The sequence below is a fragment of the Pseudomonadales bacterium genome, from assembly GCA_041395945.1.
Taxonomy (GTDB): domain Bacteria; phylum Pseudomonadota; class Gammaproteobacteria; order Pseudomonadales; family Azotimanducaceae; genus SZUA-309.
In genome coordinates, this window is sequence record JAWKZN010000001.1 from 1,575,251 (window position 1) to 1,594,273 (window position 19,023).

Genomic DNA, 19,023 nt, shown 5'->3' on the forward strand with positions numbered 1-19,023 from the left:
CGGGTGGCTGTGAACTTTAGCGCCAGAGCAGTGCGCGGCTTCTCAGATCGGGAATCCCCCGCTGCGGTATCTCAGAAGTTGTAACCCCGCTCGTTGTGCTGGGCGATATCCAGGCCTTCCACTTCCTGATCTTCCGGCACCCGATTGCCCACCATCAGGTCCACGATCTTGAGCAGTACATAGCTGACAGCGATCGTATAGACAAGCACAGCCACAATCCCGACCGCCTGTATGCCCAGCTGATCGAGAATCACGATGTCCTGCTGACCGCTGAACAGGCCGAGCGCATTGCTGGCAAACACGCCAGTCAGCAGCATGCCCAGAATGCCGCCCACACCATGAACGGGGAACACGTCCAGGGAATCATCGATGCGCAGGGTTCTTTTCAGGTAATTGGTCGCCGCAAAGCAGACGATGCCGGCTGAAATGCCGATGATCACCGCACCACCGGGTCCTACGAAGCCGGACGCCGGGGTGATGGTGCCCAGTCCTGCAACCATCCCGGTCACCACACCCAGCGCGCTGGGCTTGCCGAAACGCACCCACTCACACAACAGCCAGGTAAACGCGCCAGCTGCCGCGGAGGTATGAGTCACAAACATGGCCATCGCTGCGTCGCCATTGGCCGCCAGTGCGCTGCCACCATTGAAACCGAACCAGCCGACCCATAACATGCCGGCACCCGCGACGGTGAGGGTCATATTGTGGGGCATCATGGCGGTCTCCGGGAAACCCCGGCGATTGCCAAGCACCATGGCTGCGACGATGGCCGCGCTGCCCGCCGTGATATGCACCACCGCACCGCCGGCGAAGTCCATCACCCCCATCTGCCCGAGCCAGCCACCACCCCAGACCCAGTGGCAGACGGGTACGTAGACGAGCAGCAGCCACAGCGCGCTGAATATCAGTACCGCGGAAAACCGCATGCGTTCCGCAAACCCGCCGACGATGAGCGCGGGCGTGATTATGGCGAACGTCATCTGAAACAGGGCGAAAGCGATTTCCGGAATATCACCGGACAGGGCGGCCTCGCCGACACCGGACATGAAGACTTTGCCGAGCCCTCCGATGAACCCGTACCCCTGATTGTCGAAGGCCAGGCTGTAGCCCACCACCACCCAGAGCAGCGACATCAGGCAGGTGATGGCGAAGCACTGCATCAGTACGCTGAGGACGTTCTTACCCCGAACAAGCCCTCCGTAGAACAGTGACAATCCGGGAATCGTCATGAACAGAACCAGAGCGGTTGCTGTCAGGATCCAGGCCGTGCTTCCGGAATCGAGCATTTCTTCTCCCCTGAGTTGGCGGCTGCCGTTTTTCCCCGACAAAACTCTACGCAAGTTGACGTTGAGCCGCCAGAGTCGGCGACACGGCTGAGCCGGAGCTGTCAGCCGCCGCCGGCAGGCACCCAGCCCCCGGCATTGATCAGTTCCCGGACGAGGCCGGGGCCCGAATAGATAAATCCCGTATAAACCTGCAGGAGATCGGCACCTGCCCCGAGCATGGCGCCAGCCCGGGCACTGTCCATCACCCCACCCACGCCGATAATCGGCATCTGCGTGCCGAGACGGGCCCGGAACCCTGCCACCACGGTCCGCGCGAGGGGCGCCAGCGGCGCACCGCTGAGTCCGCCGGCTTCCAGTGCCAGACGCTGACCATCGAGTCCCGGTCGGGAAATCGTGGTATTGGTCGCAATGAGGGCGTCGATATCGAACTCACTCAATGCTGCAGTGATTTCGTCGAGATCATCCTCGGTGAGATCCGGAGCCACCTTGAGCGCGAGGGGTACGCGACGACCGCCCTGTGCCAGCCGGGAGCGTGTGCCACACACTGCATCGAGCAGTTGCCGCAGTGCTGACCCCGCCTGCAATGCACGCAGGCCGGGGGTGTTGGGAGAGGAAAGGTTCAGAGTCAGATAATCGGCACAGTCATAGACCGCCTCGATACAGCGGGCGTAATCGTCGGCCGCCGAGTCCAGTGGTGTGTCCCTGTTCTTGCCCACATTGACTCCGATCAGGGTTCCACGCAGACGATCCCGCGCCCGTACTCCGCGCAGACGGCCGGCGAGGGCCTCCACGCCCTGATTGTTGAAGCCCATCCGGTTGATGATCGCCCGCTCACCCACCAGGCGGAACATGCGTGGCCGGGGATTGCCCGGCTGTGGCAGCGGAGTCACGGTGCCCACTTCGATAAAGCCGAAGCCCAGTCGCGCCAGGCCTTCGATCGCCACCCCGTCTTTGTCGAGCCCGGCGGCGAGACCCAGTCGATTGATAAACTCCAGTCCCATGAAACGACCGGCTGAACCAAGGGGCGCCGCCCCGCGCAGCGGATGCAGGCTGCCGGGGAGACGGCCGGAGAGCTGGAGAAACTGCAGTGCCAGATGATGGGCGCGCTCTGCATCGAGCAGAAACAGCAGGGGGCGGGCGAATTCGTACATGGCCGGGATTCTACGCGATCCGGCGGATGTACCGCAGTCGACGTCGATCGTCCACCTCCAGGCGGAAGGTCCCTTTCAGTCCGCCTGCACCGACCCAGGGTCGCAGACAGGACAACGGCAGACGCAGACGCTCACCACTGCGGGCCACCCCCTGCACCGCATTGACACTGCCCCGATAGAACGCGAGGAGGCGTACGCGGTCTATTTCGATGTCGATGATGTATTCGCGCATCCCTGCCGCTGTGGCTGATCGCCGCTGGGTCTCTTGGAAAACTGACCTGACAAATGGAGTATAGTGCGCCGCTCGATACGAACACCGGAGACATCCTTTAAGCCGATGGAAGCCGTAAAAGACGTTCAGCAGGAACGGGTCGCGGAGGTTACCGCCTGGCTCGAAAAGCGCATCATCGGCCAGCACCATCTGCTGCAGCGGCTGATGACCGCACTCCTGTGCGGCGGTCATCTGCTCGTGGAGGGTGCCCCTGGGCTTGCAAAAACCCGGGCCATCAAGGAACTCGCCAGCGCTGTCGAGGGGGACTTTCACCGGATTCAGTTCACTCCCGACCTGCTGCCCAGCGACGTGACCGGCACCGAGGTCTACCGGCCCGAGGACGGGTCGTTCAAATTCCAGCGGGGACCGGTTTTCCACAATCTGCTGCTGGCAGACGAAGTGAACCGGGCACCGGCGAAGGTCCAGTCGGCACTGCTCGAAGCCATGGCCGAGCACCAGGTGAGCGTGGGTCGCGAGACCTTCCCCTTACCGGAGCTGTTTCTGGTTATGGCCACCCAGAATCCCATCGAACAGGAAGGCACCTATCCCCTGCCGGAAGCACAACTCGACCGCTTTCTCATGCACGTGAAGGTCGGGTATCCGGACGAAGCAGCCGAAACCGAAATTCTGCATCTGGTGCGCACCGAATCCGGTCGCAAGGCGAAGGACGTTCCGGCGCCCTATCGGCTCACCGAGGAGGATATTTTTTCCGCCCGCCAGGCCATCCTCGGGATGTACATGGCGCAACCCGTCGAACGCTACATCGTGAGTCTGGTCATGGCCTCCCGGGAAGCCCGTGGCGAACTGGGCCGGTGGCTCGAATTCGGGGCCAGCCCGCGGGGCACCATCTCGCTGGATCAGTGCGCCCGGGCGCTGGCCTGGCTGCAGGGGCGGGATTTTGTGACGCCAGACGATGTCCAGGCGGTTGCCCACGATGTGCTGCGCCATCGCCTCATCATGACCTTTGATGCCGAAGCCCAGGGTGTATCCGCGGACGATGTGGTCGATATCCTCATCGACCAGGTCCCTGTGCCTTGATCGAACTGTGGCGGCACCAGAGCCCATCCTCACCGGTCCCTACGTCGAGCTGAACGACCTGCTCGCCCTGCGCTACCGGCGCACCAATACGACAGATCCCGCAGCCCGTGTCATGGGCAACCAGGCCGGGATCCGCATCTCCAAGCTGCGGGGACGGGGCATCGATTTTTCTGAGGTGCGGGCCTATCAGCCGGGTGACGATGTCCGCACCATCGACTGGCGGGTGACTGCGCGCAAGAACAAACCGCACACCAAGGTGTTTCGAGAGGAACGCGAGCGGCTTACCCTGCTTGTGGTCGATCAGACCCAGAGCATGTTCTTCGGCTCCCAGATCCGTCTCAAATCCGTCGCTGCCGCCGAAGCGGCTGCCCTGTGCGCCTGGCAGGCGCTGTCTCACAACGATCGGGTCGGTGGCATGGTGATCGGTAACAGCGGCCACCTGATACACAAACCCTATCGCAATGTGAAATCCGTGGCGCGACTGCTGGGTGATCTCACCCGCCAGAATCAGTCGCTGCGGCGCGGTGGCGCACATCAGTCTCTCACCCAGCTGGCAGACGCCCTCGCCCAGTTGCGCCGACTCGCGAGACGCAACTACCGCATCTGTTTCATCAGCGATTTCGAGCCCATGGGCGACCACTGGCGTGACGCCTTCCGTGAGCTGGGCCGGCACAACGAAGTCATCGCCCTGCGCATCTATGATCCCCTCGAGCGGGAACTGCCACCATCCGACAGCTATACGGTGACCGACGGTGTGGACCGCTGGCAGTTTCACGCCGGCAATTCCCGGCTGCGCAGTCAGTACCGTCAGCGCTTCGATGATCATCAGAGCCAGTTTCAGCGTGTCTGCGAACAGACCATGGCCGCTTATCAGTTCGTGCCCACCAACGAATCTCTGGCCCTGAATCGAGGCTGGTTCTGATGCCCGGACACCCTCAGCCCAGGACTCGTGCGCTCTGATGGAATCTGATCTGCTCCAGCAGCTGCGGGACATTCACCTGCCAGTGGCGCCCGGCTGGTGGCCGCCCGCTCCGGGCTGGTGGCTGCTCGCACTGCTGACAGTGGTCGCCATGGTATTGCTCCTGCGCCGGATTCTCCGGCGGGTGCAGCGACAGCGTCCGGTGCAGCACGCCAGGCGACTGTATCAGCAGCTGTATGCCGACTATCGCGCCGGTCTCATCAGTCCGCCCGACTATCTGCATCAGAGCAATGAACTGCTCAAGCGACTGATGATTTTTGCTCTCGGCGAATACCAGGCCCGCAAAGCCAACGACGATCAATGGCTGGCACTGCTCGACAAACAGCTGGGTGCCGATGGTTTCACCCGTGGGCCTGGAAAACTGCTGGGGAATCAGCGCTTCCGTGCCGACCCACAGGCGGACATCGAAGCGCTGCATCCCCTGCTGCTGAAATTCTTCGCTCACGCCCGGGCAGCCACCGATCGGGTGAACGCATGATCGAGTGGATCTGGCCCTGGGCGTTCCTGCTGCTGCCTCTCCCCGCACTGCTGCGCTGGTTGTGGCCCGCGCTGCAGCGCGAGCAGGCAGCTCTGACCGTCCCGGATGTGGCAAGTTTCCGCACCGTCGACCCGGGTGCCGGAGCGCTGGGTGGCGGCACCATCGCCTGGCGCGTGCTGCTGATGTGGCTGGTGTGGACAACACTGGTGGTGGCCACCGCCCGCCCGCAATGGACGGGTGAAGCCATCACCCTGCCCACCACCGGCCGGGATCTCATGCTGGCTGTGGATATCAGCGGCAGCATGGGTACAGAGGACATGCAGCTCGGCGGACAGCTGGTGAACCGCCTCGCCGTAGTAAAGAACGTGGTCAGTCAGTTTATTGCCGCGCGCCAGGGGGATCGTGTCGGCCTCATCCTCTTCGGCACCAACGCGTACCTGCAGGCGCCGCTGACCTTCGATCTGGAGACCGTCCAGAGCCTGCTCACCGAAGCACCCGTGGGTATCGCTGGTGGCAAAACGGCTATCGGAGATGCCATCGGCCTCGCGGTGAAGCGGCTGCGCCAGCGGCCGGCTGGGGACCGTGTCCTCATCCTGCTCACCGATGGCGCGAACAACGTCGGCGAAGTTGCTCCGGTGAAGGCCGCCGAACTGGCCGCCGGCGACAACATCCGCGTCTATACGATTGGCGTCGGCGCGGACGAGATGCGCCTGCCGAGCATCTTCGGCGTCTTCGGCTCGCGGGTCGTCAATCCTTCCGCCGAGCTCGATGAAGACACCTTGCGCGCCATCGCCGACACCACCGGTGGCCGCTATTTCCGTGCCCAGAACACCACCACGCTGGTGGAGATCTACGCCATCATCGATGAGCTGGAGCCCATCGAACAGGAAGCGGAAACCTATCGGCCCATTGCCGTGCTCTACCACTGGCCGCTGGCTGCCGGCTTCCTGCTCTTTCTGCTGCTGATCGTCTGTGACTGGCGGGGGTGGGGGCGTGTTTGACTCCTTCCTCTTTCTGCGCCCCTGGTGGCTGCTCGCCGCCCTGCCGGCCCTGGTGCTCGCCGTGCTCTGGGCGCGACGCCGGATGTCGGCCTCCCACTGGGAAAGCAGTATTGATCCGGTGCTGCTTGCAGTATTGCTGGACCCGGTCGGGCACAGCGGCTTTAAGAGACTCGCCTGGGCAGTGGCCTTTGCCCTGGCAGTGGCGTCCGTCGGCCTTGCAGGCCCTGCGTGGGAGCGTCTGCCACAGCCGGTAGAACAGAAGAACGACGCCCTGGTCATCGTGTTCGATCTGTCTTTGAGCATGTTTGCCCGGGACATCAAGCCTTCCCGTCTGGTCCGGGCGCGTCAGAAGATCACCGATGTGTTGCGCGCTCGTACGGAAGGTTATACGGCCCTGATCGCCTACGCCGGGGACGCGCATACCGTCGCGCCTCTGACGGATGACACCCGCACCATCGAGAATCTGCTGGCCTCCCTGGGACCGGAAATGATGCCCGTGCTGGGCAGCAATCTGGAAAACGCCCTGACCCTTGCCCGGGCGCTGTTCGAAAACGCCCGGATTCCCCAGGGCCGCCTGCTGCTGGTTACGGACGCAATCGATGATCCCGGCAGCGTCCGGGTATTGTGTGATCGGCGTTTTCCCCTGTCGATACTCGGCGTCGGAACCACTGCCGGAGGCACTATCCCCCTGGACTTCGTCAATCAGGCGGGCCAGGTTCTGCGCACCCAGGGCAACGATCCCATCATCGCGCGCCTGGACGAAGACCGACTCACCGCCCTCGCCACGAACTGCCACGGCCGTTACCGGACCCTGGAACTCAGCGACACGGACATCGACCATCTGCTTGCCACGCCACTGCCGAGCGAAGACGGGACCCGGGAAGTCGAGCGGGAATTCGATACCTGGGCAGACAGGGGGTATCTGGCGGCCCTCGCCCTGCTGCCGCTTCTGTTACTCGGCTTCCGGCGGGGGCTGTTTGCCGCCCTGTGTCTGTGCATCCTGCCACCCCCGGCCCAGGCGGGCATCTGGGAAGACTTGTGGCAGCGCGCCGATCAGCAGGCATACCGCAGTCTCAACGAAGGTGACCCGGAGCTGGCGGCGGCTCTGTTCACCGATCCGAAGTGGCGGGCGATCGCTCAGTACCGCAGCAGCGATTTCGGTGGCGCAGCCGAGAGTTTCGCCGGATTCGAAGACCCGGAATCTGCCTACAACCGCGGCAATGCACTGGCCCAGGCCGGCGAACTCGAAGCAGCGATCGCCGCTTACGACCAGACCCTGGCCAGTCAGCCAGACCACGAAGACGCCCGCTTCAATCGGGAACTGGTGCAGCGGATGCTCGAAGAGCAGCAGTCCTCCGCCGAGAATTCCGAGGGCGAAGGCGAAGACGGCGGCAACCCCCAGGATCAGAATCAGCCCCAGTATGGCGACGAAGGTCAGCAGCCCCAGGACGATCAGCAGCAGGGTGACCAGCCGGAGGAGCCTCCAGAGCCGGAAGCGTCGGAACAGGACCAGTCCCAGAGCGATGATCAGGCAGAACCCGGTGAAACGGACGAAGGCGAAAGCAGTCGCGACGAGCGCCAGGAAGCACTCGAACAGTGGCTGCGCCGGGTGCCGGACGATCCTGGCGGCCTGCTCCGGCGGAAATTCCAGTACGAGACCAATCAGCGGCTGCGCAGCGGCGATTACAGTGGCAGAGAAACGGAGAAGATCTGGTGAAGCGGTTCGCCGGCCTGCTGGTTTTGATTTTCACCGGGGTTTCACAAGCCGCCGTACACACGGTGCTCGAGCCCCGTCTGGTGGATGAGATGGAAACCGTCCAGCTGATCCTGCGCATCGACGGCCAGGCCCAGGCCCAGGCACCCGATCTCGCACCCTTAGAGGAGGATTTCGAAGTGCTGGGTTCCCAGACGTCGAGTCGGATCAGCAGCATCAACGGGCGCACGACCGCCATGGTCGAATATCAGATCAATCTGCGGCCGAAACACACCGGCGAAATCAGAGTGCCTTCGATAGAGGTCGGCGGCGAGCGATCGGAAGCGGTAACCCTGATGGTGCGGCCGCTGGATCCCGGTCTGCGCCAGACGATCGAGAACATGGTTTTCTTCGAGACCGAAATCAGCACCAACCCCGTTTACGTGCAGGCAGAGACGGTGCTGATCCGCAGACTGTTCTATTCAAACGGCGTCCAGATCTACAGCGACCTTCCCGGTGTACCCGACCTGCCGGACGCGGTGGTCATCCCCCTGGGAGAGACCCGCTCCTACTCGACGATCCGGGGAGGCCTGCGCTACGGCGTGATCGAACAGCGGTTCGCCCTGTTCGCCGAGCGCAGCGGCCCGCTGGAAATCGAGCCGATCTCGGTTACCAGCAGCGTGCGGCTTACCAGTGGCGGCCGTATCCGCCGCTCCGGAATCCGGGTGAGCACCGAGGCGATCACCCTCGACGTGCTGCCGATTCCCGACAGTTATCCGCCCGGGGTACCCTGGCTGCCCGCACGCAACCTGCAGTTGAGTCAGGCCTGGCAGCCGGAGCGCACTGACATCGATGTGGGCAGTCAACTGCATCTGACGATGCGACTGAAGGTGGAGGGCAACACATCGAGTGCGATACCGCCTCTGGGTCTGAGCCTGCCTGACACCCACTTCAAGCTCTATCCCGAAGCGCCCCAGCTCGAAGAATCCACTGCCGCGGACAGTGTCACAGGCAGTCGCACACAGCGCTACGCCCTGATCCCGACCGCGCCGGGGAAGGTGAGTCTGGCGCCGGTCTCGGTAACCTGGTGGGATACCGTGGCGGATCAGGTCAGAACAGCATCTCTGGAGGCGAAGGAACTGACCATCGAAGGCGAGGCCGTCTTCGAGGAACCTCCCGCCACCTCGGATGCAGCGGCCGCACCGGCAGCACCTGCAGAAGCGGCCGCGACTCCGGTGCCGGCAACGGGTGGTCCGGCTTCCCTGTTGCCCTGGCGGTCAGTCGCTCTCACCACCGCCGCGCTGCTGCTGCTCGCCGCCCTCGCCTACGCGGCATACCGGCTGGTGCCGAATGACCTCCGGTCTTCCAAAATGCATCCCCAGCAGGCAGATTTCAGGTCTCTCGAGAAGGCGCTGCGGGGCGCCGACCTCCTGGCGATTCGCCGCACCCTGCTCGACTTCCTGCACAAACTCTATGGTGGTTCCGTACAGGATGCTCTGCAGCAGTTCCGCCGTCTGCCTGGCGCAGCCGAACAGCTCGACGCTCTGGATGCCCTGCTCTATCAGGCTGACCCGGATCGTCCGGGAGCCACAGCATTCAGTACCGAGGTTCTCCGCGAGCTGCTCTCCGTGGCGCGCAGGGAAGCCCGCAGACATACCGGCAGGCGAACCAGGCGAAAGGCTCTCGATCAGTTACCGCCCCTGTCGGCGTGAAGAATCTGCAATGACAGGCGCTCAACAGAGGATCCATCGATGAACAGAAAACTCTGTGCCCCTGCCCGGACAGTCTGGCTGCTGTTGGCTCTGTCGGCATTTGCGGCACCGGCCCTGGGAGAACAGATTTCTCAAGCCGGGATTGACGCCGCCACCGCCGCGGTGCAGGCCCGGATCGACAGCGGGCTGCTCGCTGGCGGCGTGGTTCTGATCACCCAGAACGGCCAGACCAGAAAGTTCGAGGCCCTGGGCTATCAGGATTTCGAAAACAGCGTCCCGATGCGCACCGATACGATTTTCCGGATTTTTTCCATGACCAAGCCGATTACCGGTACCGCATTGATGATGCTGTATGACCAGGGCCTGTTTCAGCTCGATGATCCGGTTGAAAAATATCTTCCCCAGTTCGTCGGGCTCAAGGTCGCGAAAGAAGACGGGCCGGATGGTTTACCCATCACCGAGCCCCAGGCCCACAGGATGACCATCCGGGAACTCATGAGCCACAGCGGCGGACTGACCTACGGTTATTTCTCCCAGTCTCAGGTCGATTCGCTCTACGTCGCCGCCAATGTGCTCGATCGTGCCTCCACCCTGCAGCAGATGGTGGACAAACTCGGCAGGATCCCGCTGAAGGCCCAGCCGGGCAGCACCTGGCACTACAGTATCTCTGTCGATGTGCAGGGGTATCTGGTGGAAGTACTTTCAGGTATGACCTTCGATCGCTATCTGCAGGAGAAAATCTTCGAACCGCTGGGCATGCCGGATACCGGCTTTCATGTACCGGCGGAAAAAGCCCCTCGACTGTCCCGCTATTACCTCAGCCAGAACGGTCAGCTCAGCAGCGCGGAACAGGATGAGTACCTCGAAAAGCCTGCTCTGTTTTCCGGAGGCGGCGGACTGGTCTCCACCGCGGCCGACTATCTGCGCTTCGCACAGATGCATCTCAACGGTGGCGAGCTGGACGGCGTGAGAATCCTGTCCACCGCAGCAGTAGACCTGATGCGCAGCGACCAGCTGCCTGAGGGTATTGCAGGTCTCGGTGGATTCCTGGATCCGGGCAATACCTTCGGTCTGGATTTCGCGGTGGTGAATGATTCCGCAAAAGCTTTCGGACAGCCCGAGGGTGTCTACTGGTGGTTCGGCATTGCCGGTTCCTGGTTCTGGATTGATCCGGTGAACGATCTCGTCTTCATCGGCATGATTCAGACCCGCAACGTGCCCCAGGCCATCGGCCTGCACCGCGAAACCAAGCGCCTCATCTACCAGTAACCACCGACCCCAAGGTCTGCACCAGTCGGCCCACTCCGGTGCCGGCCCTTCAACTTCGTGGCGCCAGTCCTTTGACGGCCACTTCGTACACGTCCGGTGACAGACCCGGCCGGTCAGCGATCTGCTGCAGCACCGCCTTCATTCTGCCCGGGCGAGTGCCCGCGAAGCGCCGCCAGCGGGTCAGCGTTTTGGCAAGTCGACTTGCGACCTGAGGATTGATCGGGTCGAGTTCGAGCACCAGATCACCCAGCAGTCTGTAACCGGAACCATCTGCCGCATGAAAGTGCCGGAGATTCTGCTGACAGAATGCGCCATAGAGGGCTCTCACCTTGTTCGGGTTACGGAGGTCAAAGGCATCGTGCTGCGCAAGTCGGGCGATCACCGTACTGTCGCAGAAGCGACCTGCTGCCTGCATGCTGAACCAGGCATCCACCACAAGTGCCTGACTGCGCCAGCGCTCGAGAAAGTCCTCCAGCAGTCGCCTGCAGGTCGGATCGGTCGGCGGTCGGGTATCGAGGGCGGCGGTGAGCACGGCACGACGGTCGGTGAGGTTATCCGCACCCTGATACAGGTCTTCGAGCAGGCCGGATAGTTCTTCGTCCTCGAGCACCAGGGAGAGATAACCCAGCGCGGTGTTGTGCAGGGCACGCCGCGCCATGTCCGCCGCATCCGGTCGATAGGCGCCGCGGGGTGCCGCTGCAGCCAGCAGCCTCCGCCATTTCTGCACATGAGCTCCGGCCAGGGCTTCGCGCAACCGATCGCGCCCGGCGCAGACCTGATCCACATCCACGACATCGACCTGCTCGAACAGATAGGCCTCGGCGGGGAGTCTCAGCTTCTCACCGATCAGAAAGCGCTGCTCTGTCAGGGCTGTATCTCTGCCGGGCATCGTTTCCCCCGTGAACAGCGACAGCGCCCCATCGATCAGTTCTCCGAAAAGATCGATGACCGTGTCGTCCACCACCTCCGCGCTGCCGAGCCGCCTGACTTCCGCCACCAGGAGTGTCTGCAGCGCATCCCAGGCTGCAAATCCATCCGGATCCCGGGAAGCCAGCATCCGCAACGTCGCTGCCGGGCGCGCATAGTGCACCCGTACCGGTGCGGAGAATCCGCGCAGGAAACTCACTGCCGGTGCGACAGCCAGTCCGCGCACGGACAGGGTGGTCGAGACGGTGCGCAGGTGCAGCAGCAGGCCTTCGGGCCGGGTCTCGAGACGACTGTCGCACTCGATCTCCAGCGCTGCGGGATCCAGCGTCTGTCCTTCCGGGTTAAGCAGCGCCAGCAGCAGCGGGACGTGCAGCGGCGGTTTGTCGCTCTGCCCGGGAGTAGGTGCGTTGCTCTGACTGATGGTGAGCCGCCACACGCCGCCTGCTTTTTCCGGCGCAGTATCCGGCAGCCACTCGTCCCGGGCTCTGATCAGCGGCGTGCCCGCCTGCTCGTACCAGCGACGGAACTGGGAGAGATCCTGACCCGAGGCATCCGCCATGGCGGTAAGAAAATCGTCTGTGGTGACCGCCATACCGTCGTGCCGTTCGAAGTAAAGATCAGTACCCCGGCGAAAGGCTTCCGCACCGAGCAGCGTGTGGACCATGCGTACCACTTCCGCACCCTTCTCGTAGACGGTGGGGGTGTAGAAATTGGATATTTCCATGTAGCTGTCCGGGCGGATCGGATGCGCCAGCGGGCTGGCATCCTCCGCAAACTGCACGGACCGCAGGAAGCTCACATCTTCGATGCGCTTGACCGTTCTGGAGTTCATGTCCGATGAGAACTCTGCATCCCGGAATACCGTGAAGCCTTCCTTCAGACTGAGCTGAAACCAGTCCCTGCAGGTGACCCGGTTACCCGACCAGTTATGAAAGTACTCATGGGCGACGACGCCCTCCACCCGCTGGTAGGCCTGGTCCGTCGCGGTATCCGGCGTGGCCAGAACGCAGCTGGTGTTGAATATGTTGAGTCCCTTGTTTTCCATGGCGCCCATGTTGAAGTCTTCTACAGCCACGATCATGAAAACGTCGAGATCGTACTCGCGGCCGAAAACTTCTTCATCCCAGCGCATTGCGCGTTTCAGCGCAGCCATGGCGTAGTCACACTGGTCGATGTTGTGGGTTTCGGAATAGATGCGTAACGCGACCGTGCGCCCCGAACGGGTAACGAAGCTGTCTTCGAGCAGGGCAAGCCTGCCAGCCACCAGGGCGAACAGATAATCGGGCTTCGGAAAGGGGTCTTCCCAGGTCACCGATCTGCGACCGTCCGCCAGGACTGTCTCAGCAACCAGATTGCCGTTCGACAGCGCGACCGGAAACTCGGGTCCGACGATCAGCGTGGTTGTGAACCTCGACAGCACATCGGGTCGATCGAGGTGATACGTGATGTGGCGGAAGCCTTCTGCCTCACACTGGGTACAGTACATGGAGCCGGATTTGTAAAGGCCCTCCAGGGCCGTGTTCTGCTCGGGATGAATCCGATTGACGATCTCGACAGTGCATTCACCGGGCAGATCGAACAGGCACAGCGATGTCGCATCTGCCTGATAGGCATTGCTGGAGAGCGGCTGGCCATCGACCTTCACAGACACCAGTTCCAGGTCCACTCCGTCGAGTCTGAGTCTGGTCGCCGGGTCCGAACTGCGACGGCGTACCTGCAGCCGGCTGCTGACGGTGGTCGTGCCTTCTGCGATAGCAAAGGTCAGTTCAGTGTGATCGATGGCGAAATCCGCAGGCCGGTAGTCGGCCAGCAGGATTTCTCCGGGATGACGGCTCGCACTCATGGCTGTTCCTGTGATTGTCCCTGTTGGTTCTGCCTGTCCCCCGGCCACAGCAGTGCCAGCGCGCAGCCGGTCAGCAGTCCCGTCCAGTGGGCGGCGTTGGCGATGTAGAGTCCGAAAGCTTCCGTGATACCCGAAGAGAAGATCACGAGAAACACCAGCAGGCCCATCGCCATTCCCTTCGGCAGCCTCCAGAGCGCCTCGGCCGGCCTGCGGCGCTCGCTCACCAGTACAAATCCCAGCAGGCTGTACGCGACGCCTGAAAGACCGCCGAACAGCGGATTGCTGCTCCACCAGAATTGCCCCAGGTTACTCAGAACGCCGGCAACGATGAAGATGATGAGGAGCACCAGACTGCCTCGCACAGCCTCTACTCTGCGGCCGAATTCCAGGGTTACAGCACAGTTGAAGAGCAGATGCACCATGGAAAAATGCAGAAACACCGGTGTCAGCAGACGCCAGGGCTCGGAGGGTGCGAAGACCGACGACCATTGTGGATCGGCCGGATCCGGTGTCCGGAAGTCGATCAGGGTCAGCCAGTTCGCGACATCGGTCAGACGTCCTTCAGAGATCGGCGCACTGAAGGGATAAGCGGCGAGAGAGATCAGCACCAGCAGGCACAGAACCGGGTACCCGCGCATCCAGCTCGCGAGGGTAGCAAGGCGGGATCCGCCGTCGTCGTTCGCCGGTTGACGCTGTTCCAGCGCTGGCAGCCGCAGTTCACCCCGCAGCCAGGCGGCATGGGCATTACGCACCGGCAGCGCATGCGCTGCCTCCGCGACCTCGAGTATCTGCCGCCCCCTTTCCTCGAAGATCCGATGCAGTATCCGCTGCTCCCAGAGGTATCGGGAAAACGGGGCCAGATCCTCATCACAGGAAGTTTCGATCACACGCATGAATAACGTAGTGCACTGGTAGTAAACTCGGCCACTAAACAAGCTGATCCGGGAAGATGCAAGCACCATGCACGCCGCAGACGAAGAAGTGATCACAACCCTCGGCGACTGGCTCGCAGAAGGTCGCCGCTGCTGGCTGGCCACTGTGATCGGCACCTGGGGTTCCTCGCCAAGGCCCGTAGGCTCACTGCTGGCCTGTGATGAGAATGGCCATCTCACAGGCTCCCTGTCCGGCGGCTGTGTGGAAGATGATCTGCTCGAAAAGCTTACCCGTGGCGAGCTGGCTGCCGATCTGGCTCAGTTCTTCACCTACGGCGTAAACGACGAAGAAGCCGAAAAGTTCGGTCTGCCCTGTGGCGGCACGCTGCGTATCATCATTGAGCCCCTCGGCTCGCAGGCCGATGCAGGCAACCAGTTCCGGCAGCTCAGCGAAGCCCTGCTGGCCAGACGCCATATGCGTCGACTCGTCGACCTCCGCAATCAGACCACCCGGCTCGAAACCGCGGACGGCTTCACACCACTGTTCTGGGACGAAGAGAAGCAGCAACTGCGCCACACCTATGGTCCGCGTCACCAGCTCTTCATCATCGGCGCAGGTATGGTGTCCAGATACCTCGCAGAGATGGCGCGCAGCCTGGACTACGCGATCACCGTGTGCGATCCCCGCCAGCAGATGCTCGAAGATTTTGGCGTTGCCGGTGTCAGACTCGTCAGTGACATGCCGGACGACGCCATCCGTGCCGGCGCCAGCGATCCCGGAACGGCCATTGTCGCCCTCACCCATGACCCGCGAATCGACGATATGGGACTCATGGAAGCCCTGAAGACTGAGGCTTTCTACGTGGGCGCTCTGGGATCTTCACGGACTTCCGCCAGCCGTCGCACACGTCTCAAGGAGCTCGATCTCACGGATACGGAAATCGCCCGCCTGCATGCGCCGGTCGGGCTGCCGATAGGCAGCAAGACACCCCCCGAAATCGCGATATCCATCCTCGCAGAAATCACCGCGGTACGTGCCGGCGTCCACGAGGCCGCACGTGCGGGTGCCGAAGCCGCCATCGCGTCGTGAAGCTCCTGCACCCCGTCAGACTCCGGGCAGCATGCTGAATGGCGACAAGCGGTGGAGCCCTGATACTGGCGGCAGGTGTCAGCCGGCGCTTTGGCAGTGACAAGCGACGTCACCGACTCGAGAACGGATCGACGATGCTCATCACCACGGTATCCGTCTACCGACAGGTATTCGATCGTGTTGTGGTCGTGCTGCGGCACGAGGACGACATCGAGGCCGACGTGCGCGCGCGCTTTGCGGACGTAGGCTGCGTCCATGCACCCCTCGCCCATCTCGGCATGGGTCATTCACTGGCGGCAGGCGTCGATTCGGTGGCGGACTGGGATTACGCTTTCGTGGCGCTGGCAGACATGCCGAACATTCATCCCGATACCCTGCGCCTGCTCCGCAGGGAGATCGAAGCGGCCACCGATGCGGCCATCATTCAGCCTCAGTATGGCGGCAGGGCAGGCCATCCTGTGGTGTTCCATCGGCGCTTTTTCTTCGAGCTCAGCGCGCTGTCCGGAGACCGGGGCGCGCGGGAAGTGTTAGAGCGCCATTCTGACGTCCTGCGTCGCGTGGCAACCGATGATCCCGGTGTGATCGAAGACTTCGATACTCCGGGCTGACCCGGCAGCGGATCGCGAGGCTGAAGCTGCGAGAGGCTCTGAGGCGCTGATACTTAATCAGAGGTTCCCTAGCGTCCGCCGAGTCGACTCGCCCAGTCCAGCTTGCTGCGACAGGCTTCGAAGAAGTTGTGCCCCGGGGGATAGAGCAGACGCAGCGGTGTTGCATACTTCGACACCAGCACTTCATCACCAGTTGCAAGCTCGATGTCCACCTGGGAATCACAGCTCACCTGCGCCTTGTGATCCGGAGAGCCGACCACGACTTTAATTTCCGATTGCCCCCGTACGACAAGCGGACGCGAATTGAGGGTGTGGGGGAACATGGGCACGATCACGATCGCATCCAGACTGGGATGCATGATCGGACCTCCCGCTGACAGGGAGTAAGCTGTGGAACCGGTGGGGGATGCGATGATCACGCCATCGGAACGCTGATCGTAGACAAATTCACCGTCTACCCAGAGATTGAATTCCATCATACGGGCCATGGTACCCAGATGTACGACCACATCATTCAGGGCTGCAGAACGGGCGAGCTCGCGACCATCCCGACTGACCCGGGCCTCGAGCAGAAAATGGTCTTCGATGCTGTAGTCGCCCGACAGTACGGCGCCGAGTTTCGTCTCTATCTGATCCGGGGCGATGTCGGCCAGAAAGCCCAGTCCCCCTCGATTCACACCCACCACAGGTATGCCTGCATGGGCGAGATCGCGTCCTACGCCGAGCAGACTGCCATCGCCGCCCACCACCACAATGAGGTCACAGCGCGCTCCCAGTTCCAGACGAGGGGCCGTAGTGTGTTTTCTGCGCACCGCCTGTGCACTATTGCTCATCAGAACAGCAGTATCATCCTCGACCACGACCTGCACCCTGTGGCGCTCCAGGCACTCGAGCACCGCATCCAGGCTGTCGAGAATGGTCGTGGTGCCGCGGCGGCCGATCAGACCGACGGTAGAAAATGAACTGATCATCCGGGTGCGTGTCCTAACGAAGCTTGAGGTGTCACAATGCTTGCAATATCCATTCGTATCAATAGGCTGGCGGCAGCCCGAAGCATGCACACCGCCACCGGAGAGTTCGGCACATGAGCACCGTGTTGACCAGCAACCTGGAAGAACGCTTCCACCAGATCCTGGCGGAACTCCCGGGAAACGCCAAGGCCGAACTCATCAACGGTCAGGATCTGTGGCAGCTGATGCGCACCGAAGCGTCTGTAAAAGCGTCTGAAGAACCCATACTGGGCAGCTATTTCCACGCGACTATCCTCAACCATAGCAACTTCGGATCTGCCTTAAGTTTCCGTCTCGCCTCAAAGCTGGATACTCCCATGCTGCCGACAATGCTGATCCGGGACGTGATCCAGGAAGCACTGGCGGAAGACCCGGGCATATTGCGTGCAGCGGAAATCGACGTGCTCGCGACCTTCTCGAGAGATCCGGCCTGCGCGGACCTCACGACTCCGTTCCTCTTCTACAAGGGCTTCCACGCACTGCAGGCACACCGGATCGCGCACTGGCTCTGGCAGCAGGGGCGGCGCACTCTGGCCCAGTTTTTTCAGAATCAGATCAGTGTGACCCTGGGGGTCGACATCCATCCGGCCGCGAAGGTCGGGTCCGGAATCATGCTCGACCACGCAACCGGCATCGTGGTCGGTGAGACCGCGGTGATCGAAGACGATGTGTCCATCCTCCATTCAGTGACGCTCGGCGGCACCGGTAAAGTCAGCGGTGATCGCCATCCGAAGATCCGGCGTGGTGTACTGCTTGCCGCCGGCTGCAAGATCATCGGCAATATCGAAGTCGGTGAAGGTGCAAAAGTGGGTGCCGGCAGTGTGGTGCTCGACAATGTTCCGCCCTTCGTTACAGTGGCCGGTGTGCCCGCCCGGATCGTGGGGGGGACCCGGGGCACCGTACCAGCACATGAAATGGACCAGAACTGGGAAATGCCTGATGGCTGAGCCGACCTGTCCGAAGTGCGGTGTGGCCGGTGTCGAGCACATCCAGTCGAAAGAAAGTGTGGAGCGTTCCAGAACCAAACAACCCTGGTATCTGGTGGTCTACTGCGACGCCTGCGGCCACGTTTACAACGTGCTGGCCAAGCATGTTTTCAGCCAGCCGGTGACACCGAAACTGAAACTCCCGGGACTATGACTCAGCGGGACGGGAAAGCCGGCTGCGGGCACGCTCGATAAACTGGCCCATGACTTCCGGTTTCTGTGCACCGGGCAGTGCGAATGCTCCCGCAAAGAGAAAGCAGGGCACGCTGGAGATTCCGATGTTCGCAGCCCGATCCAGCTCTGCCAGCACTGCGTCATGACCTGCAGTCCCGGTGAGGGCACTGGCAACACTGTCCGGGTCCATGCCCACCGCTGCACCAGCCGCCGCCAGCACCTGCAGGTCTCCGATGTCCTCACCAGCTTCGAAGTAAAGGGAAAACAGCCGCTCCGCCAGGGCATGCTGATGACCTGATGCTCTGGCGACATGGAGCAGGCGGTGGCCGACGAAGGTATTCGGCATCCGCGAGATCGCTGCAAAATCCATACTGATACCCGCACCCTCTGCTTCTGCGACGAGCTGCTCCCGACCGTTGCCCGGAACGCCCTGGGCACCATAGCGTGCCAGCAGGAAATCCTGACGTGACATCCCTTCCGCCGGGATGCCCGGATAAAGCTGAAAGGCCCGCCACACCACCTGTACATCCGTACCGCTTGCTGTTTCCAGCACCGAATCCAGGCGGCGCTTGCCGATGTAGCACCAGGGACAGATGAGATCAGAAAATATTTCCAGAATCATTTTCGTGTTCCCC

The 19,023-nt window shown here is 62.2% G+C and carries 18 protein-coding genes; 11 read left to right on the forward strand and 7 right to left on the reverse strand.

The window, feature by feature from the left end:
- Window positions 1–71: 71 nt before the first annotated feature.
- The 3 genes from R3E82_07410 to R3E82_07420 form a co-directional block, all read right to left on the reverse strand.
- Window positions 72–1,286, reverse strand: coding sequence for an ammonium transporter (locus R3E82_07410; protein ID MEZ5550696.1), 1,215 nt, complete (start codon window positions 1,284–1,286; stop codon window positions 72–74).
- A 101-nt stretch (window positions 1,287–1,387) separates the two neighbouring features.
- Window positions 1,388–2,437 (reverse strand): quinone-dependent dihydroorotate dehydrogenase, encoded by a 1,050-nt coding sequence (locus tag R3E82_07415; GenBank protein ID MEZ5550697.1) that lies wholly within the window; start codon window positions 2,435–2,437, stop codon window positions 1,388–1,390.
- Window positions 2,438–2,447: 10 nt separating this feature from the next.
- Window positions 2,448–2,669 carry a DUF2835 family protein gene (locus R3E82_07420; protein MEZ5550698.1) on the reverse strand — a complete coding sequence of 74 codons (222 nt, stop codon included), beginning with the start codon at window positions 2,667–2,669 and terminating at the stop codon, window positions 2,448–2,450.
- 105 nt (window positions 2,670–2,774) lie between these two features.
- On the opposite strand from R3E82_07420, the gene R3E82_07425 reads away from it, so the two are divergent.
- From R3E82_07425 to R3E82_07455, 7 genes are read left to right on the forward strand one after another with little or no spacing between them, the layout of a single operon-like run.
- Complete coding sequence (locus R3E82_07425) at window positions 2,775–3,746, forward strand: MoxR family ATPase (GenBank protein MEZ5550699.1); 972 nt, start codon at window positions 2,775–2,777, stop codon at window positions 3,744–3,746.
- A 7-nt stretch (window positions 3,747–3,753) separates the two neighbouring features.
- Complete coding sequence (locus R3E82_07430) at window positions 3,754–4,668, forward strand: DUF58 domain-containing protein (protein ID MEZ5550700.1); 915 nt, start codon at window positions 3,754–3,756, stop codon at window positions 4,666–4,668.
- A gap of 37 nt (window positions 4,669–4,705) precedes the next feature.
- Window positions 4,706–5,203, forward strand: a complete 498-nt coding sequence (locus R3E82_07435; GenBank protein MEZ5550701.1) for a DUF4381 domain-containing protein — start codon at window positions 4,706–4,708, stop codon at window positions 5,201–5,203.
- Entirely contained in the window at window positions 5,200–6,204 is a 1,005-nt protein-coding gene (locus R3E82_07440) for a VWA domain-containing protein (GenBank protein MEZ5550702.1), read from the forward strand. Before R3E82_07435 ends, R3E82_07440 begins: the two co-directional genes overlap by 4 nt.
- Window positions 6,197–7,921: a VWA domain-containing protein gene (locus R3E82_07445; GenBank protein MEZ5550703.1), complete on the forward strand. Its 1,725-nt coding sequence runs from the start codon at window positions 6,197–6,199 to the stop codon at window positions 7,919–7,921. The genes R3E82_07440 and R3E82_07445 overlap by 8 nt, the downstream gene beginning before the upstream one ends.
- On the forward strand, window positions 7,918–9,609 hold the full coding sequence (locus tag R3E82_07450) for a BatD family protein (GenBank protein ID MEZ5550704.1): 1,692 nt from the start codon (window positions 7,918–7,920) through the stop codon (window positions 9,607–9,609). Before R3E82_07445 ends, R3E82_07450 begins: the two co-directional genes overlap by 4 nt.
- A gap of 39 nt (window positions 9,610–9,648) precedes the next feature.
- Window positions 9,649–10,878, forward strand: coding sequence for a serine hydrolase domain-containing protein (locus R3E82_07455; GenBank protein MEZ5550705.1), 1,230 nt, complete (start codon window positions 9,649–9,651; stop codon window positions 10,876–10,878).
- Between the two features lie 49 nt (window positions 10,879–10,927).
- On the opposite strand, the gene pepN is transcribed toward R3E82_07455, so the two are convergent.
- Both pepN and R3E82_07465 read right to left on the reverse strand, forming a co-directional pair.
- Window positions 10,928–13,648 (reverse strand): aminopeptidase N, encoded by a 2,721-nt coding sequence (pepN, locus tag R3E82_07460; protein ID MEZ5550706.1) that lies wholly within the window; start codon window positions 13,646–13,648, stop codon window positions 10,928–10,930.
- The gene (locus R3E82_07465; protein MEZ5550707.1) at window positions 13,645–14,541 is read right to left on the reverse strand and encodes a rhomboid family intramembrane serine protease; all 897 of its coding nucleotides are present in this window, start codon (window positions 14,539–14,541) and stop codon (window positions 13,645–13,647) included. The genes pepN and R3E82_07465 overlap by 4 nt, the downstream gene beginning before the upstream one ends.
- A 67-nt stretch (window positions 14,542–14,608) precedes the next feature.
- Here R3E82_07465 and R3E82_07470 point away from each other — a divergent pair, with 67 nt between their 5' ends.
- Complete coding sequence (locus tag R3E82_07470; protein MEZ5550708.1) at window positions 14,609–15,610, forward strand: XdhC family protein; 1,002 nt, start codon at window positions 14,609–14,611, stop codon at window positions 15,608–15,610.
- Between the two features lie 38 nt (window positions 15,611–15,648).
- A complete protein-coding gene (locus R3E82_07475; protein ID MEZ5550709.1) occupies window positions 15,649–16,218 on the forward strand; it encodes a nucleotidyltransferase family protein in 570 nt (189 codons plus the stop codon).
- 68 nt (window positions 16,219–16,286) lie between these two features.
- Here the strand turns inward: R3E82_07475 and R3E82_07480 are convergent, their stop codons facing one another.
- Window positions 16,287–17,189, reverse strand: a complete 903-nt coding sequence (locus tag R3E82_07480) for an NAD(+) kinase (GenBank protein ID MEZ5550710.1) — start codon at window positions 17,187–17,189, stop codon at window positions 16,287–16,289.
- 113 nt (window positions 17,190–17,302) lie between these two features.
- On the opposite strand from R3E82_07480, the gene cysE reads away from it, so the two are divergent.
- Both cysE and R3E82_07490 read left to right on the forward strand, forming a co-directional pair.
- The gene (cysE, locus tag R3E82_07485; protein ID MEZ5550711.1) at window positions 17,303–18,175 is read left to right on the forward strand and encodes a serine O-acetyltransferase; all 873 of its coding nucleotides are present in this window, start codon (window positions 17,303–17,305) and stop codon (window positions 18,173–18,175) included.
- On the forward strand, window positions 18,168–18,368 hold the full coding sequence (locus R3E82_07490) for a transcriptional regulator (protein ID MEZ5550712.1): 201 nt from the start codon (window positions 18,168–18,170) through the stop codon (window positions 18,366–18,368). Before cysE ends, R3E82_07490 begins: the two co-directional genes overlap by 8 nt.
- Here R3E82_07490 and R3E82_07495 read toward each other — a convergent pair.
- Window positions 18,363–19,010, reverse strand: coding sequence for a DsbA family oxidoreductase (locus R3E82_07495; GenBank protein MEZ5550713.1), 648 nt, complete (start codon window positions 19,008–19,010; stop codon window positions 18,363–18,365). The genes R3E82_07490 and R3E82_07495 overlap by 6 nt on opposite strands.
- Window positions 19,011–19,023: the final 13 nt, after the last annotated feature.